General features: G+C 70.2%; 10 protein-coding genes. 4 read left to right on the top strand and 6 right to left on the bottom strand.

Annotated features, from left to right (window positions below; genetic code table 11):
- Positions 1–160 precede the first annotated feature (160 nt).
- Positions 161–1,486, top strand: coding sequence for an MFS transporter (locus OHU89_RS45200; protein ID WP_405651617.1), 1,326 nt, complete (start codon positions 161–163; stop codon positions 1,484–1,486).
- A gap of 8 nt (positions 1,487–1,494) precedes the next feature.
- Here OHU89_RS45200 and OHU89_RS45195 read toward each other — a convergent pair whose 3' ends face one another.
- The gene (locus OHU89_RS45195) at positions 1,495–2,244 is read right to left on the bottom strand and encodes a class I SAM-dependent methyltransferase (RefSeq protein WP_405651614.1); all 750 of its coding nucleotides are present in this window, start codon (positions 2,242–2,244) and stop codon (positions 1,495–1,497) included.
- A gap of 237 nt (positions 2,245–2,481) precedes the next feature.
- Here OHU89_RS45195 and OHU89_RS45190 point away from each other — a divergent pair, with 237 nt between their 5' ends.
- Positions 2,482–3,663, top strand: a complete 1,182-nt coding sequence (locus OHU89_RS45190; RefSeq protein WP_405651612.1) for an FAD-dependent monooxygenase — start codon at positions 2,482–2,484, stop codon at positions 3,661–3,663.
- A complete protein-coding gene (locus OHU89_RS45185) occupies positions 3,663–5,201 on the top strand; it encodes a hypothetical protein (protein WP_405651609.1) in 1,539 nt (512 codons plus the stop codon). Before OHU89_RS45190 ends, OHU89_RS45185 begins: the two co-directional genes overlap by 1 nt.
- Before the next feature lie 103 nt (positions 5,202–5,304).
- On the opposite strand, the gene OHU89_RS45180 is transcribed toward OHU89_RS45185, so the two are convergent.
- The 4 genes from OHU89_RS45180 to OHU89_RS45165 form a co-directional block, all read right to left on the bottom strand.
- A complete protein-coding gene (locus OHU89_RS45180) occupies positions 5,305–6,441 on the bottom strand; it encodes an FAD-dependent oxidoreductase (protein WP_405651607.1) in 1,137 nt (378 codons plus the stop codon).
- Positions 6,442–6,955: 514 nt separating this feature from the next.
- A complete protein-coding gene (locus OHU89_RS45175) occupies positions 6,956–8,665 on the bottom strand; it encodes a protein kinase domain-containing protein (RefSeq protein WP_405651604.1) in 1,710 nt (569 codons plus the stop codon).
- A gap of 111 nt (positions 8,666–8,776) precedes the next feature.
- The gene (locus OHU89_RS45170) at positions 8,777–9,886 is read right to left on the bottom strand and encodes a hypothetical protein (RefSeq protein ID WP_405651601.1); all 1,110 of its coding nucleotides are present in this window, start codon (positions 9,884–9,886) and stop codon (positions 8,777–8,779) included.
- 2 nt (positions 9,887–9,888) lie between these two features.
- A complete protein-coding gene (locus OHU89_RS45165) occupies positions 9,889–10,956 on the bottom strand; it encodes a hypothetical protein (protein ID WP_405651599.1) in 1,068 nt (355 codons plus the stop codon).
- A gap of 443 nt (positions 10,957–11,399) precedes the next feature.
- Here OHU89_RS45165 and OHU89_RS45160 point away from each other — a divergent pair, with 443 nt between their 5' ends.
- Positions 11,400–13,322: a hypothetical protein gene (locus OHU89_RS45160; protein WP_405651596.1), complete on the top strand. Its 1,923-nt coding sequence runs from the start codon at positions 11,400–11,402 to the stop codon at positions 13,320–13,322.
- 268 nt (positions 13,323–13,590) lie between these two features.
- On the opposite strand, the gene OHU89_RS45155 is transcribed toward OHU89_RS45160, so the two are convergent.
- On the bottom strand, positions 13,591–13,914 hold the full coding sequence (locus tag OHU89_RS45155; RefSeq protein WP_405651594.1) for a hypothetical protein: 324 nt from the start codon (positions 13,912–13,914) through the stop codon (positions 13,591–13,593).
- Positions 13,915–14,484 lie beyond the last annotated feature (570 nt).

Below are 14,484 nucleotides of genomic sequence, written 5' to 3'. Positions count from 1 at the left end.
GGTCTTCCGAGCGCGCGTTGACGTCGTAGGCCGTGATCGGCCCGTCATCGCGTGCTGCCCTTGATGTTGCGGCACAGCGAGCCTTCTCCTGCCTGGACCGTCGGCGCACCTGTCGGGTGCCCGGTGACAGGCCTCGTTGTCGGCAACCCGAGGGATCCCCGTGCCGTCCGCTTCCTCCGCTGTATCCGATTCCGGTCGACCCGTTCCGTCCAGCCTGTGGCGGGACAGCGACTTCCGCAGACTCTGGGTGGGGCAGACCGCCTCCCAACTCGGGGAACAAGCAGGTCTGGTTGTCCTTCCGCTCTTCGCCGTCCTGACGCTGCATGCCGGCGCGACCGAGCTGGGCGTGCTGCGTGCCGTCGGTCAGGCACCGATCCTGTTGCTCTCGCTGTTCGTCGGCGCATGGGTGGACAGGTGGCGCACTCGCACGGTGATGGTGTTGACGGACGTGGGCCGGACCCTTGCCCTGGGTGCCGTCGCCGTGGCCGGCCTCTTCGGCTGGCTCGGCCTGCCCGCGCTGTTCGTGATCGCTTTCGCCGTCGGGGCCCTGTCGGTGTTCTTCGACGTCGCGTACCAGGCGTGTCTCGTACGGCTGGTGCGACGCGATCAACTGGTGCGCGGAAACAGCGCCCTTGAGGGCAGCCGGTCCGCGGCGCAGATCGGCGGTCCCGCCCTTGGTGGTGCGTTGGTGTCGCTGCTGTCGGCGCCGATCGCTGCCGTCTCCAGCGCGCTGTTCTTCGCGCTGTCGTTCTTGTCGATCCGGCGAATCCGTCGAGTCGAATCGACCTCGGAGCATCGGGAACGTCCCTCGCGGGTCTGGCGGCGGATCCACGAGGGTCTACGTTTTGTCGTCAGCGATACGGCACTGCGGACCGTGTGCCTGGCCTCGGCCGCCTTCCAGTTCTCGTTCGCGGCCGTGATGACCGTCTATCTGCTCTTCCTGCCGCGGGAACTGCACCTGTCCGGCGCTGCCGTCGGGCTGGCCCTCGCGGCGACAGGGCCGGGCGCGCTCCTGGGCTCCATCCTGGCCGCCCGTCTGCCGAACCGGTTCGGGTACGGCCCGGTACTCGTGGCCGCGGCGGCGCTCGGCGACGGCGTGTTCTTGTGTGTACCCGCGCTGCACGGCTCCCCCGCGGTGACCGTTCCCGCGCTCCTCGCGGTCAACTTCGTGTTCGGGGTCGGCAGCCAGTTGGTGAATGTGGCGGTCATGGCCGTCCGGCAGACGGTCACTCCGGACGGGATGCAAGGCCGCGCCGCCGCGACGATCACGTTTGTCGGCATGGGGCTCTCCCCCCTCGGCTCGCTGCTCGGCGGATTCCTCGCGGAGGCCTGGGGGTTGCGCACCAGTCTCCTGGCGACGGCCACAGGCATGCTGCTGTCCCCGGTGGTGATGGCGGTGTCGCCGCTCGTACGCCTTGGCCGGACGCTCCCGGCCCCGCAGAACGCGCCGCTGACGGCTGACCGTGCGAAGGGCAACTCGGGGTGATGGTCTGGTCAGCCGGCTTGGAGCCGGAAGTGCAGCAGGCCGGTGTCACTGGCCGGGGCGGGCGTGCCGTCAGGATCGGTGACGGCGGTCACGGTCAGGCCGGCCGTCGTGGCCAGCTTCTCGAACTGGTCCCGGGTGTACCAATGCAGGATCCACGGGCGTTCCACGACGCTGCTGTCCGAAGCATGGTGGCGTTCGTAGCGCAGAAGCGTCGTCTGTGTTCGAGCTGTCTCGTCCCGTTGTTCGGCGACGACGGACACGCGAAGCTCGGCGCCGTCGGGTGCGGCAGCCGTGCGGACGCGGCCGATCTGTTCGGCCGGGGTCGGTGCGGGGGTGAACAGCGGCACCAGGGCGGTGCCGCCCTCCGCCAGGTGAGCGCGGATGCCGCGCAGCGCGGCCAGCGCCGCGTCGTCGTCGGGGAGCAGGGTGAAGGTCGGTCCGGCGAGGAAGATCGCCCGGTAGCGGCGGGGCAGCTTCAAAGCCTCCATACGCTGGTGGAACACGGTCGCACGGATGCCTTGCTCGTCGGCCCGGCGACGGAGGCGGTCGAGCATGTCCGCGGAGGAGTCGACGCCCTCGACCTCCAGACCGCGTCGGCGCAGTTCGAGCAGAGGGTCACCGTCGCCGCACCCCAACTCCAGTGCCGGCATGCCGGCTCGCTGAACGAAGGCCGCATAGGGCTCGGGGTCCTGGGAGAAGGACTTCAGCGGTGCGTAGAGCTCTGCGACGATGCCGGTGTAGAAGTCAGCTGGGTCCACGCGCGTCACCCTACGCAGCGCATTCCGTCCGTTCACTCGAATATCAAGGGCGGGGCACTGCTGGAGCCAGCTCCCGGCTCCGCATCAAGGGGGCGGGAGGCACGTTGACAGGTCTCTGTCGACATGTTGCTATGATGCGCTGCTCAGCCGGACCTGCGTCGCGTCGCATACCGCTCGGGCACCGGATCGACGGCCACCAGAGCGGGGGCAGTGCCCCTCAGTACAGAGCGAGGAACCATGCCGCAGCGCGCTGCGACCATCGTCGGCGGCGGCATCGGCGGGCTCGCGGCGGCCATCGCCCTGCATCGCCGGGGCTGGCGTGTCGAGGTGCTGGAACGGGCACCGGAGTTCACCGAGATCGGCGCCGGCATCTCCCTGTGGCCGAACGCGCTGCGCGCACTCGAGGCGCTCGGCCTGGCCGACGCCGTCTCGGCACTGGGCGCCGTCGAGGCCGCGGGCGGCGTACGCGACCGCCGGGGCCGGTGGCTCTCCCGCACGGACAACGCGGAACTGGCACGCCGCTTCGGCCACCCCCTGACGGTCCTGCACCGCGCCGACCTGTTGCGGGCGCTCACCGAGGCACTGCCCGCCGAGAGCCTGCGGCCGGGCAGCGAGGTGTCCGCGGTCCACGACGACGGCCACCACCCGGTCGTAGATCACGGTGGGGGTCAGTCCCGGCCCGACCTCGTCATCGGCGCCGACGGGCTCCGCAGTGTGGTCCGGCACGCCCAGTGGCCCGACGCGGCCGGCCCCAGGTACGCCGGTTACACCGCCTGGCGCATGGTCACCGAGCCCCTCCCCCAGCCGCCCGCCGAGGGCGCGGCGACCTGGGGCCGCGGGGAGAGATTCGGCTATACGGCGCTGCCGGGCGGGCGGATGTACTGCTTCGCGACCGCGTCGCTCCCGGCCGGAGCGGCCTCCGCCTCCTCCGAGTACGCCGAACTGCTGCGCCGGTTCGGATCCTGGCCGGATCCCGTCCCCGCCCTGCTGGCCGCGGTCCCCGCGGACGCTGTGCTCCGCCACGACCTGTACGACCTGCCGCCCCTGTCCTCCTTCGTCCACGGCCGCATCGCGCTGCTGGGTGACGCGGCCCATGCGATGACCCCCAATCTGGGCCAGGGCGCCTGCCAGGCGCTGGAGGACGCGGTCACCCTCGCCCACTGCCTCGACAGCACCCCGGACGTCACCGCCGCGCTCCGCTCGTACGACCTGCTGCGCCGCCCGCGCACCCAGGCCATCACCCGCCGCTCCGCCCGGCTCGGCGCCCTCGGCCAACTGTCGTGGCCGCCGGCGGTGTTGCTGCGCGACACCGCCGCCCGGCTGACACCGACGCGAGCGACCCTGCGTTCCATGACGCCGGTGCTCGGCTGGACCGCACCCGATGACCGGACGACCGCGACACAGAGCGAGACCCACTGATGCCGGACTGGACCTATCACCCGCTGCGCCAGGCGGCCGCCGCCGTCCTCGGCCGACGCCGTTCACAGCGCACCGCACTGGGACTGCTCGCCCGGATCGGCTCCCGCCCCGCCGGCGCGCGACTCATCGCCCGCGGGTTCGGCCACCGCCATCCGCCGCAGCAGCTCGCCGGCGACATCGTCGGCGTACCCGTGACCGTCCGCCTCGGCATCTCCGTCCCGCCCTCACTCGCCCGCGAAGCGATACACGCCATGCCCCCGCTCGGGGCCGGTGTCGTCGAGGTGGCGCCCGTGTCGGCGGCCGACGCCGAGACGGTACGCAAGGCCGCTGCCGACCGCACCATCCCGCTGGTCGTCCGCACCTGCGACCCCGAGGTCGAAGCCGCCCTCAAACCCCATGTCGACGGGTTCACCAGCGACGACGACCCACACCTGGTCCACGTGTCCGACCCGTCGGTCACCGCAGCGGCCTCCGCGCTCGAGAAGCCGGGCACGGTCGTCCTCGCCCGGCCCGGGGTGCTCATCGAGTCCGGACCCGGCTGGTTCGCCCGGGTCACCGAGGCGGCCACACCGACCGCGCCCGCTCCACACCTACGGGACGTCGGCCTCGATCCCCGCCGCTGGCCCGCCTGGTGGTGGGCGCTGCTCGTCGGGCTCGGGATGACCGGCGCCGGACTCGGGGCCGCGGCGATCACCCTCGGGCCGGTACTGCTCTGGTACGACCGCGACTACCTCGGCATGACGCTGCACGACCTGCATGCCGCCAACCACCACCTCGTGCACTTCCTCCAGCACGACCGGATCACCATGGCCGGCACGATGGTGGCGATCGGCGCCCTCTACACCGGCCTCGCCGTGGGCGGAATCCGACGCGGCTGGCCCTGGGCCCGCGAGGTGTATCTGCTCTCGGGGGCCATCGGCTTCCCCACCCTGTTCTACTTCCTGGCCACCGGCTTCGTGGAACCCCTCCACACGGCCACCGCCCTCGTCCTGTTCCCCATGTTCGTGGCCGGGGTCCGCCGCACCCCGCACGCACCCCGCTGGCGCCTGGCCCCCGAGGGACCGGAGCCGGAGCGCCGACGGGCGCTGACCGGCCAGCTTCTCCTGATCGTCACGGGCGCCGGGCTGTTCGTCGGCGGAGCCGTGATCTCCGTGGTGGGCCTGACCGGCGTCTTCGTGCCTACCGACCTGACCTTCCTGGGCACCAGCGCCCAGACGCTGGAAGCCGTCAATCCCCGGCTCGTGCCGTTCATCGCCCACGACCGCGCGGGGTTCGGAGGCGCCCTGATGTCCGCGGCCGTGGCGATCCTCCTGCTCAGCGCGTGGGGCTGGCGACGAGGTGAGTCCTGGGTGTTCTGGACCCTGGCCGCGGCGGCGACCGCCGGCTTCCTGCCCGCCGTAGTGGTCCACGGAGTGATCCACTACACCAACTTCATCCACCTCGCGCCGGTCTACATCGGCAGCGCCCTGACCAGCACCGGGCTACTGCTCGCGCGCCCGTATCTCTGCGCCAAGACGCCGGCCCCGCCGAACCACTGACGGGCAGCCCCGGAGAGAAACCAAACCCGAACGGCGCAAGTCACGCTGCGGGGACGGCACTTGAGCAAGGTGGACAGTCACCGTGGCGACCTCGGCCGACGGCTCACGACGCCTGCTTGCCCTGGGTGAACGCGGCGATCAGGGCCTGAGCGGTGTTGTTCTCGGAGTCGATCCGGTGGATCTCGGCTCCTTCGAACATGGCGACCTCGGCGCTGCGGGGGAACATGGCCTGTTCGTACTCGCTGAGCGCGGCCTCGATGTCGTCGGGGTGCGCAGCGAGGGCCCTGCCGAGCTCGGCGCCGTCGAGCATGGCCAGGTTGGCTCCTTCGCCATTCGGGGCCGCGAGGTGGGCGGCGTCACCAAGGAGGGTCACCCCCGGCACCCGGTCCCACCGGTGTTCGGCCGGCAGGGTGTAGTGGGGACGCAGGACCGGCGCGGTGTCACCTTCGGTGATCAGCGCGGTCAGTTCGGGCGCCCAGCCGTCGAACTCCTGGGCGATCCGTGCGGCGGCCGCGGCGGCATCGGTGAAGTCGATGGCGGCGAACCACTCCTGCGGCCTGCTCAGCGCCACATAGGTGTGCAGGGTGTCGCCGCTTTCCCGGTGGCCGAAGATCTCCTTGCCCGGCGAAGGCGCCATCAACGAACCACCGCCGACCGCTATCGCACAGGCGGGGTGCCGGGTGTCGGCATCGAACAGATAGGTCTCGACGAACGACGTCCCGACATACTCGGGTGTGGCGCTGGAGAGCAGCGGCCTCACCCGTGACCACGCGCCGTCCGCGCCGACCAGCAGACCGGTGACGACAGTGGCGCCATCGGCGAAGGACACCTCGTAGCGGCCCTCGCCGAGGGCACGGGTGCCGCTGGCCTTGTGCCCCCACCGGACGGTGCCGGCCGGGAGCGAGTCGAGCAGGATCTGCCGCAGTTCGCTGCGCTGCACCTCGGGGCGTCCGCCGGTGCCGTCGTCGCCCTCCTCGAACAGGCAGGTCCCGTCCCGGTCGAGGACCCGCATGGCCTGACGGCCCTCCAGGATGGTGGCCCGGAACTCGTCCATCAGGCCGGCCGCCTCGAGGGCGAGTTGCCCGTTGTAGTCGTGGATGTCGAGCATCCCGCCCTGCATACGCGCCGACGGGGAGGACTCAGCTTCGTAGACCGAGACCGGGATGCCGTGGACGTGCAGGACACGGGCCAGCGTGAGTCCGCCGAGTCCGGCGCCGATGATCGTGACGGGTGTCTGCATGGTGGCTCCTTGGGGATCGGGCCGCCCGGTGGTCTCCGGCCGGCCTCCTCCGGAAAGATCCCAATGCCTACCTACAAGCCACCGACATCGCACCAACAGCGCCCGACAACCGACCGACACCACGGCTCGGCCGCCCGACGAGAAGCCACAAGGGCACCGGCAGGCCCGACAGCCGCACACAGGTCTGGCCCGCCGCTACGGGGGAGAGCGACGGGCCAGCATCTCCACAGTGCCACAGCCGCGCACGAGATGTGCGGCGTCACGGGAAAGCGGCGCGGCTCAAGGTGGCCCAGAAGGCCGGAAACACACAGAGCCTGTCCCGAATTCTGCGACGGGACAGGCTCTGCTTCTGAGCGCCGGGCAGGCCTTGCACCTGCATCTCCCCGCAGGAAGCGGGGCGTCTTTCCTTGGACCACCAACGCGCGACCGGGAACCAGGAGTTCTGGCGACCAGCTCAAGATCAAGCATAGCGGATACTCAACGGCCGGCAGACACGGGCGACCGCGCGAAACGGTCAGTCCTCTGCCGGGTTCACGTCCGTCACCTTGCCCTCGGTGTCGGTCCGCAGGTAACCGGTACGGCTGTACTTGTCCGAGAGGTAGACCGACAGCCCGAACGAAGGGTTGAAGACGTCGGGTTGGCGCACCAGCACGTAACGGGTCTCGACATCCTTGACGTTCAGCTTCTTCTCCGCCTCAGCCAAGAGAGCGGGAATCCTGTCCCAGTTGAAGTCCTCGACAGCGAAGGGCTTTTCGCTACTCGTGAGGGTGCCGTCGATGATGCCCTTCTCCGCGCCCTTGCCCGGGCGGTAGTCGTACGACTCGTATGCGGTGTCACTGCCGTTGACCATCACCCGGGCCAGCACGTAGTCGTCGTAGACGGAGAAGCTTCCGAACCTCTTCCGTCCGCTCTCCTTCTCCAACGCCTTGATGGCGATGCGGATGTTGGCGGGTGTGAGCATGCTCCCCGTCGCGGTCTCCTCCGAATCCTGGTCCGACGTCGGCGTCGAGACCGACGTGGGCACCGAGACTGACGTGGGTGTTGAGGACGACGTGGGCATCGACGGGCCTCCCGTTTTCAGGTCGGCGGAGCCGTCGTCCAGGGGCAGTAGCCACCACAGCAGGGCTACGGCGCCGACGAGCGAGGTTCCCGACAGGCTCAGCAGCAAAGGGCGGCCCGGGGCGCCTCGGCGTGGCGCTCGGGTAGGGGCGATCACCGATTGAGGTGCTGTCGGCCCTGGGATCGGGTGGGCCGAAGGGGGCCCGAACGCGGCAGGAGTGGCAGGCGCGCCGGGGTACCAAGGGCCCGTGGGCGTGGTCGGTGCGGGCAGGGGGTACGAGGTGGGCTCGTCGCGCGGGGGCGTCGCGCCGGTCGTCGGCTCCGACTCGATCACGGCGAGTCTCCGGTCCAGGACAGCGGCGGAGGCCCGCGCTGCCGGGTCCCGTACCAGCACGCTCATCAGGACGTCGCCGAGAAGGCCGGCCCGTACCGGTGGCGGCACGTCCTCGTGGAGGACGGCGGCGAGGGTGGCCAGGGTGCTGCCCCGGCGCAGCGGGTGGTGGCCCTCCACCGCGTTGTAGAGCATCATCGCCAGGGACCACAGGTCGGACGCGGGTCCGCCCTCGTGGCCCGAGATGCGTTCCGGCGCCATGAAGTCGGGTGTGCCGATGATGGAGCCGGTGGCGGTGAGACTGGTCGTCTCACGGATCGCGGCGATGCCGAAGTCGGTGAGGACGGGGCGTCCGTCCGGCCGTAGCAGAACATTGGCGGGCTTGACGTCCCGGTGCTGGATTCCGGCGTCGTGCGCCGCGGTCAGTGCGGCCAGTACCCCGCGGCCGATCCGTGCCGCCTCGGCCGGGGACATCGACCCCTGGGCCAGCCGGTCGGCGAGCGAGCCGCCGCCGACCAGCTCCATCACGATCCACGGGTAGGTGCCCTCGCCGCCGTCGACGATGTGGTGGATGGTGACGACGTTGGGATGGTCGATCCGGGCCAGGGCCCTGGCCTCGCGCAGCACGCGCTCACGCAGCATCCGTGCGGCCTCGGGGTCGTACTCGGCGAGATCGCGGTCCGGCGGGCGGACCTCCTTGATCGCCACCAGCCTGTGCAGGACCAGGTCCCTGGCCCGCCAGACCATTCCCATCCCGCCGCCGCCGAGGCGGCCCTCCAACTCGAAGCGCCCGTCGACAACTCGTCTGCCGGGACCTCCGTCTGCCTCACTCATGGGCGGGAGCTTAGTTGGCGCCACCGACATCGTTCGACGGCCCCCGAGGCGCCAGTCCGGTGCTGTGCGATCACCGTGCCCAACGGCCTTCGGACAGGGCCCCGTTGGCTCTCAGTCGAACCGCAGAATGCGCGGGGCGAAGGTGCCCTCGGGGCCGTCGGCGCGGCCGACCGACCACACCGTTGACGTGCCCGGCACCGGTGCCAGCCGTAGCGTCCTGGAGTCTCCCTCCCCGGCCACCGCCGGTTCGCTGTACTCGGCGAACGACTGTCCGTTCCAGGCGAGGAAGTCCGGTCCGGGGACCCACGGTGGGGTGCTGCCCGGCGGGCCCCACTTCTGCGAGCGGGCCACCGCGGCCCAGCCCAGTTCGCCGGACGTGGTGGGCGACAGTGACGTGATGCCGCCGAAGTCGGTGGGCACGGTCACGTGGCTCCACTCGTGTCCGTCGAAGCGGACGAGCAACGGCGGTATCGGCCGGCCCACCGGGCCTCCGACGAACCCGGCCGTGCCACCCGCCCACACCTCCGTCGGAGAGACCGCCAGCACGCTGCCCACGGCCGAGCGCGGGAACCCGTCCACGATCGTCTGCTCCCACGTCTGCCCGTCCCAGTGCGACACCGCCGCACCCGAGCTGGTCTCGCCCGCGGCCCAGACGTTGTCGGCCGCCAGGATGTGCAGGCCGTACACGGCCCCCGGCGGCACGGGCACGTCCCGCCAGCCACGGCCGTCCCAGCGCAGCAGTACCTGGGCACCGTCCCGTGAGCCGATCAGCCAGGTCTCACCGCCACCGGAGACGACTCGGGTCAGCAGGACCCCGCGCGGCGACCGGCTCTCGCGCCAGGCGGTGCCGTCGTAGCGCAGCAGGTGCGCGCCGCCCGCCGAATCGCGGCCGACCGCCCAGACGGTGGTCGGTGAGGTCGCGGCGACGGACAGCAGTTCTCCCTGCCAGCCGATCCCGGGCAGGTTCTGGCGCTGCCAGGTGGTTCCGTCCCAGCGCAGCACCAGCGGGAAGCCCGGCGCCTCGCGGCCGACGGCGTCGGCACCGACCACCCAGGCCCGGTCCGGCCCGAGTGCCACGGCCTCGTTCAGTCCGGCCTGTGGGCGTACCTGTGCCGGGACGGGAACGTGTTGCCAGGACTGGGTTTCCGCCGTGGCCGTGGTCATGAAGGTGATGACGGTCAGGGCGACGGCGAGGGCCGCGACGAGAAGTCTGCGTGCCATGGTCAGCCTCCCAGCCGCTCGCTCATCAGGTTCGGTTTGGAGCCGTAGATCTCGACGGTCCCGAAGGACAGCAGTGAGGACCCGGCCCTCGTCAGTGCACTCGGTTTGACGTCGATCGCGTTCGCGCGCTCCGGGCCGTAGGAGAAGGTGGTGCGGGTGCCGTCCACCCGTGCGTACTTCGACTGGAACGCACGGTCGCTGCGCACCGGCAGCCACAGGGCGCCGTCCGGGCCGCGCGTCATGCCCTCGGTGTACGTGTCGCCCAGCGAGGGGTAAGTGGTGTGCCAGGTACGCCCGTTGAAGGTCATCAGGTAGGTGCGGGGCACGCCGTCGGTGTACTGGCTGCCGCCGATCGTGGCCCGGCCGGACGGTTCGAGCAGGATCGTGTGCACGTTGCTGTTGGGCGGCAGCGGCACCTTCGCGTCCCGCCACGCCGTGCCGTCCCAACGCAGGACGGTGGTCCCGGTGTTGGTGTCCGCCCAGGCCCAGGCGTCGGTGGCCGTACGCGCGGTGACGCCCATCAGGTAGATCACGCCGTCCGGGGTGGACTGCGTGGTCCAGCCGGAGCCGCCGTAGTGCAACACCTTCAGCCCGGTGTCGTCTTCGCCGACCACCCACGCGGCACCCGGAACGGCGGTGAAGTCCTGGTAGGTCCACAGGGTCTGCGGCAGCGGGACGGCACTCCATCCGTTCGCCGACCGGCGCAGAATCTCCCCTGTCCCCGCGCGGTTGTGGAAAATCCACACCTCTTCGCCGACGAACTGCACCTTGCCGAGCCAGCCCAGCTCGTCGGCTCCGGGGAAGGTGGTGTCCCGGTTCCACGCCGTGCCGTCCCATCGGTACAACATCGGCCGCAGTCCGTCGGTGGCGTGCTCGTACCCGGTGGCCCAGGCCTCGCCCGGCCCGCGGGCGGCGAGATCGGACACGGTCACCGGCGGGGCCGCCGCAGGCACCGGCAGCGCCGACCAGCTCGGTTTCGCAGCGGCGGCGGGCGGTGCAGCCGTGGCCGGTGACACGACCGTGGCGCACGCGATCACAAGGCAGACGATGACTGTGCGGAGACCGTTCACGAGACCCCCCAGTACGCGACGGTCGCACACGGTATTGGCGTTCACCCACCGGGAACAGACGGCATTCGGCCATCACGGCTCCCTCTGGAGGACGTCCGTGTCGTGGGGCTCCTGGAGTCACGAGCACGGTTCGTCGGGCGGGAGTCTACCTCCTGCGCGCCGCGCTGAGGTGCAAGCGTTTTCACTTCAGGGGCGCACAGACGACCAGGGCACGACGACCGTTCTGAACTCTATAGATGTAGCCATGCGTTTCACCTTGACGCGTACGCATCACGATGCTTCCATCGCCACCGTGTAAACGCTTCAACTCCGGACCGCTCGTTGGCGATCGATCGACGCGAGGTCACGCCGGCGAGGCGGTCACGAGGGCAGCCGAGTCCGGTCCGCTGCACCGCACCACGAACGCAACCGAGAGCAACCGAGAGCAACCCGAGGAGACCGTCGTGCATTTAACGCATCGGTGGCGAGCCGCCCACCGGCTCCCCGTCACCGTCTCAGCGGTCCTGGCCGTCTGCGCCACCCTGGCCGCCGCCCCGGGAAGCGTCGCCTCGCCCGACCCGGCCGCGGCCGGCGATGTGACGATCCAGGCCGCGCGCGTGATGGAGAACCTCGGACGCGGGGTCGTGGCGGTGCGCTCCGGCACCAGCCAGATCCTGGTCTCCTGGAGACTGTTGGGCCTGGACCCGGAGGGCATCGGCTTCAACGTGTACCGGTCCACCGGTGGCGGCGCGTACGCCAAGCTCAACACCGCCGTCCTGACGGGCGGGACCAACTACACGGACTCCACGGCCGACTTGACGCGGTCCAACAGCTACCGCGTGGCCGCGGTAGTGGGTGGCCAGGAACAGGCGCCCAGCGGGGCCTTCACGTTGACGGCCAACCACGCGACGGAACCCGTGGTCCGCGTGCCGCTGCGCTCCGGCGGTCCGGTGAAGTTCGTCTGGGTCGGCGACCTCGACGGCGACGGCGAGTACGACTACCTGGTGGACCGGCAGACCTCGCCCCAGAAGCTCGAGGCGTACAGCAGTGACGGCGACTTCCTCTGGGACGTCGGCATGGGGCCGAACAGCCAGAACCAGGACAACATCGAACCGGGGTCGTCCGCGATCGACGTAGGCCACTGGGACGGCGTCACGGTCTACGACTTCGACAGCGACGGCCGAGCAGAAGTCGCCCTCAAGATCGCCGACGGCGTGAGGTTCGGCGACGGAGCGACCTGGACGCACGCGGACGACGCGCGACAGTTCATGGCCATCCTCGACGGCCGGACCGGAGCACTGCGCAACTGGGCCGCCATACCCACCACTTACCTGAGTGACGGCCCGATGGGGGCGCGTCTGGGGGTGGCGTACCTCAACGGCACCACGCCAAGTCTGGTCGCCTACATGAAGAACCGACGCGACGACGGCGCGTTCAACCTGATGATGGCCGCCTGGAAATTCACCGGCAGTGCACTGAGGCAGGAATGGACGTGGCTGCGCGGCAGCCAGAACGCACCCGACGGACACAACAGCCGCGCCCTCGACGTCAACGGCGACGGGACGGACGAGGTCGCCGAGATCGGGTTCGTCCTGAACGGCGACGGCACTCTGCGCTACTCCATGGGCCCCCAGGGCATCGTCCACGGCGACCGCTTCCACATCGCCGACATGGACCCCAGCCGCCCGGGCCTCGAGGGCTACGGCGTCCAGCAGGACAACCCCAGTGGCCTCCTCGAGTACTACTACGACGCCGCGAGCGGCTCCATCATCTGGAAGCACAACGGCGGCCCCGCCGACGTCGGACGCGGCATGGCCGCCGACGTCGACGCACGCTTCCCCGGCATGGAGGTCTGGTCCTTCTCGGGCCTGTACAACGCACGCTCCAACCAGCTCACCGAACCGAACACCTCACTACGGCCGTGGCCGCAACTGGGACTCTGGTGGGACGGCGACCTCACCACGGAACTCCTCAACGACGGCAAGATCGAAAAATGGAACCCACTCAACCCGACATCGACCGGCAGCCTCCCCCGTCTGGTCAGCACCTGGAACTACGGCGCCGTCACAGCCGCCCAGGGCGGCCCCACCCTCGTCGGTGACATCCTCGGCGACTGGCGCGAGGAGGCCGTATACACCAACGCCTCCTACAACGAACTGATCATCTTCACCACGAACCAACCGACAAACACCCGCCTCTACACACCGGCCCACAACCCCGCCTACCGCAACGCCATGACCTTCAAGGGCTACATGCAGTCCCACCACGTCGACTACTTCCTCGGAGCCGGCATGTCGCCGGCGCCCCGACCGAACATCACCTACGCGGGGAGCGCTGCCGCGGCCGCGACGGAAGCACGGGTCGGCGCGAACGGCTCGGGCGGCTAGAAGCTGGTCTCCATGAAGGGGCGGCCGGTTGATTGGAGACGTCTGCCCGGTGAGTCATCGCTGGTGCGGCGATGCGGCACGGGATCGGATCGACCTGCTGATGCCAGCTGATCCGGTTCGAGGACGACGATGGTTCGACCATCGCTCTCGAAGCATCGTGGGGTGGGGGGTGCTGCGTAGGGGCCAGTGCGGCCTCACCCGCGCTGATGACTGCCAGACGCCGCGCTTGTCCGCCGGTGTGCGTGGGCGTTGTCACGCGGTTGGACACTCACCCCTGCGTCTCTTGTCGAGGGCCGGTACTGGGCTCGGCATTGTGCAGAACGGCGAGTTCCTGAAGGTCATTCGCGACCATGACCTGAGCGAGGCGACCTGCGACGGCGACCACGTCCGGCCAGGAGGGTGCCCGGAGATACTCCTCGTCGGTATCGCCGGGCGCCTCGTCTCCAGCGGCGTTGAGCGCGACGCCCAACTCACGTATGAGAGCGACCTCTTCCTCTGTCCTCAGACTGACGCCGAGGTATCGCTCGGGCTCGTTCGCGTTGCAGAAGTGATCCCAGAGCGTGTGGAAGACGTGGTCCAGGTACTCGAACACCGAGGGGTCGAGCCGGATTGGCCAGAGCCAAGACGACGGGTACGACGTGAACCCGGAAGTTCGCTATGCGGCGGGCGTCTTCACTCACGGGGGCGAGCCTAGCGATCCGACTTCGTGGACGTGCCGGGGAGCGAGCGGTCTGTAACGGAGCCTGGACTCTCAGGGGGAAGCTGCGGGTTTGGGATGGCAAGGCGGCTCAGCCGGCCGTTCCTCGGGTGGTCCAGCGCTCCGCCAACGCGCGCGGTCCCCATGAACCAGGGGAACTCGGCGAAGTGCGTGTCGGGGTACTTCCAGGCGGGCTTGATACCTGCGGGCCGCTCGATGTCAGTGCGCGCCGACCAACCGAGCAAAGACTGCTGATGGGCCGTCGACAGCCACCAGTTGAGGCAAAGCCTCGCCGCCTCCAGGTGCGGCCCGCCGGGAGGTGGCGGCGCGCTGACCCCAGGCCGCGTCGCCTCCGGGATCGTCCAGCGCAGTGTGGCGCCGGTCGGCGTGACCGCCGCTCCGCTGGCACAGCGACTCCAACGATCTTCTACCCGGAGCCGGGCCGCCGCGAGGGCATTGTCAGTG

The sequence above is a fragment of the Streptomyces sp. NBC_00019 genome (assembly GCF_045041015.1).
In the GTDB taxonomy this organism is placed as follows: domain Bacteria; phylum Actinomycetota; class Actinomycetes; order Streptomycetales; family Streptomycetaceae; genus Streptomyces.
This window is presented reverse-complemented; position numbering and strand designations above follow the sequence as displayed.

Bases quoted from the DNA above. Each gene is read 5' to 3' on its own strand.
- OHU89_RS45190 (WP_405651612.1), top strand. From the start codon at position 2,482: ATGCCGCAGCGCGCTGCGACCATCGTCGGCGGCGGCATCGGCGGGCTC.
- OHU89_RS45185 (WP_405651609.1), top strand. From the start codon at position 3,663: ATGCCGGACTGGACCTATCACCCGCTGCGCCAGGCGGCCGCCGCCGTC.
- OHU89_RS45180 (WP_405651607.1), bottom strand. From the start codon at position 6,441: ATGCAGACACCCGTCACGATCATCGGCGCCGGACTCGGCGGACTCACG.
- OHU89_RS45175 (WP_405651604.1), bottom strand. From the start codon at position 8,665: ATGAGTGAGGCAGACGGAGGTCCCGGCAGACGAGTTGTCGACGGGCGC.
- OHU89_RS45170 (WP_405651601.1), bottom strand. From the start codon at position 9,886: ATGGCACGCAGACTTCTCGTCGCGGCCCTCGCCGTCGCCCTGACCGTC.